We start from the raw sequence: 2,520 nt of genomic DNA on the forward strand, positions 1-2,520 counted from the left end.
GACTTCCACCCACAAATACTTTACGCTAACCCTGCTTCCCGACATTTTTTAATACATTTCTTTTTAATACGGCTAGAATTTTTGCTCCTTAACCTAGGGTACCAAATTAATGATATCTTTGCTAAAATGGGAACAAGACTTTGCAAGGGGATGGTGTCAGTGATTAGGATCTTAGTTGCTGGATATAAAGGAAAAATGGGCCAGCAAACAGTAACAATGATTTTAGAACATAAGGATTTTGAATTAGTCGGTGTTTATGATCCACATTCAGCGGATAGTTCATTAGTCACAGGCGGTATCGAAGTTCCGATTTATTCTCAACTTACTGCGATCCCAGATAGATGCGCGGATATTTGGGTAGACTTTACTTCACCTGCAGCTGTTTACGAAAATGCCAAAGCGGCTTTAGTTAAAAAGATTCATCCTTTGATCGGTACGACAGGACTATCTGACGACCAAATTACCAAATTACAGGGAATTGCTCAAGCAAGTGATATTTCGGGCTTGATAGTGCCGAATTTTGGCATTTCAGCCGTATTATTAATGGAATTCGCCCAACAAGCAGCTAAATATTTACCAGATGTTGAAATTATCGAAATGCATCATGATCAAAAAGTAGATGCTCCCTCAGGTACGGCGCTCAATACAGCCAAGAAAATATCGGAAGTACGGCAGTCACATCATCAAGGAGCACCTAATGAAAAGGAAATTCTCAAAGGTGTTCGTGGTGGCGAATATGATGGTATTAGGCTGCATGCTGTGCGTCTGCCTGGATATGTGGCTCATGAACAAGTATTATTCGGCGGTCCAGGAGAAGCTTTAACGATCCGACAAGATTCATTTGATCGAGCATCTTTCATGACTGGGGTCGCGCTTGCAATTGAAAAGATCCAGACAATATCAGGCTTGAGAGTAGGTTTGGAAAACGTCCTATGAAAGTAATTAATTTACCTCAAAATTTTATCGATGCACGCCCCATATTGGAGCAATTACAAAAACATGGTTATGAAGCATATTTCGTCGGTGGAAGTGTCCGTGACACCCTATTAGAAACAAGTATCAATGATGTTGACATTGCCACAAGTGCGTACCCCGCTGAAGTTAAAAATATTTTCAAAAGAACAGTCGATACAGGTATCAAGCATGGGACAGTCATGATCTTGGACCACGGACAGGGGTATGAAGTCACTACTTTTCGAACCGAAAGCGGATATCAAGATTTTAGGCGTCCCGACAGTGTAACCTTTGTGCGTTCTTTAAAAGAGGATCTAAAAAGGCGCGATTTAACGATCAATGCGCTTGCCATGGATCCACAAGGCAATATTATTGATCTTTTTGGCGGCTTAAATGATCTCAAAGCAAAAACTATTAAGGCAGTTGGTCAACCGGCTGCCAGATTCCATGAAGATGCTTTACGGATGATGCGTGCCGTTCGTTTCGTAAGCCAGTTAGGCTTTACTTTAGATAACCAGACACGTTTAGCAATCAAAGAAAACGCACCGTTGTTAACGAAAATAGCAGTCGAACGGATCCATGTGGAATGGATCAAATTAATGCTCGGCAAAGATCCACAAAAAGGGTTAAATGAGTTTCTTAAGACTCAAATGTTTCAATACTGTCTGTCTTTTAAGGAACACGAAGAAGGTTTAAAAAAGATTGCCCAACTTTCCAACTTGAATTTGCACTCCGAAATTGCGGTGTGGGTTTTGATCGGCCATTTCTTTGGACTAAAACCTGAAGAAACTGGACAAATGTTACGGGAATGGAAAAGTTCCAATGAAATAATCGCTGATGTTGTTAAAGCGCAAAAAGCCTTGAATCATTTTCCAGTTCTAAATCCACAGGTCCTCTACCAAACAGGGTTGCCATTGTTGTTAGTTGCAAATCAGGTAGCAAAGTACGAAAATAATGCATTGCCTGAAGCAACATTATCCGACTGGTACAATTCTTTGCCAATTAAAAGTAAAAAAGAACTTCAATTAACCGGGACAGACTTGATAAAAAACTTGGAATTTAAGCCTGGCCCTCAAATTGGAAAAACTATTAATTCCATAGAACAGCTTGTTTTAAATGGAAAATTGCCTAACAAAAAAGAGGCTTTATTGCATTATACAAAAACAGTAATGTAGGATTTTATAAAAAGAGATATTTAATGACATTTGCATGAAAGAGTGAAAATTTTGCAAACACTACGGGTAGAACATTTAACAAAAACGTATGGTGAAAAAACTTTATTTGAAGACTTGAACTTCATTATTAACGAGCACGATCGAATTGGTTTGATCGGTACAAATGGTTCAGGTAAAACAACTTTGCTTAATGCAATTAGCGGAGCTGATCCGGCGGATTCAGGAGAGTTGATTCATGCTAACGATTATGAGATCGGCTATCTACGGCAAGATCCTGAATTGGCTGCTGATGAAACAGTTATGGAAGCTGTATTTCAGGGGAGCGCTGCAGTTTTTAAAATCATTCGTGCTTATGAAGAAGCTTTGCGTGAGCTTGAACAGCATCCTGAAC

At 39.6% G+C, this 2,520-nt stretch carries 2 protein-coding genes and 1 pseudogene; all 3 read left to right on the forward strand.

Going from position 1 to position 2,520, the window contains the following annotated elements; all coding sequences use genetic code 11:
• Positions 1-159 precede the first annotated feature (159 nt).
• Positions 160-936, forward strand: coding sequence for a 4-hydroxy-tetrahydrodipicolinate reductase (dapB, locus tag FC65_RS07600; RefSeq protein WP_056972152.1), 777 nt, complete (start codon positions 160-162; stop codon positions 934-936).
• Positions 933-2,129: a CCA tRNA nucleotidyltransferase gene (locus FC65_RS07605; RefSeq protein ID WP_056972153.1), complete on the forward strand. Its 1,197-nt coding sequence runs from the start codon at positions 933-935 to the stop codon at positions 2,127-2,129. Before dapB ends, FC65_RS07605 begins: the two co-directional genes overlap by 4 nt.
• Before the next feature lie 51 nt (positions 2,130-2,180).
• A pseudogene (locus FC65_RS12475) lies at positions 2,181-2,520 on the forward strand (ATP-binding cassette domain-containing protein); the annotation flags it as partial.

Source organism: Ligilactobacillus acidipiscis DSM 15836 (assembly GCF_001435755.1).
Taxonomy (GTDB): Bacteria; Bacillota; Bacilli; order Lactobacillales; family Lactobacillaceae; genus Ligilactobacillus; species Ligilactobacillus acidipiscis.

Coding starts and splice junctions, on each gene's coding strand:
- FC65_RS07605 (WP_056972153.1), top strand. CDS start 933: ATGAAAGTAATTAATTTACCTCAAAATTTTATCGATGCACGCCCCATA.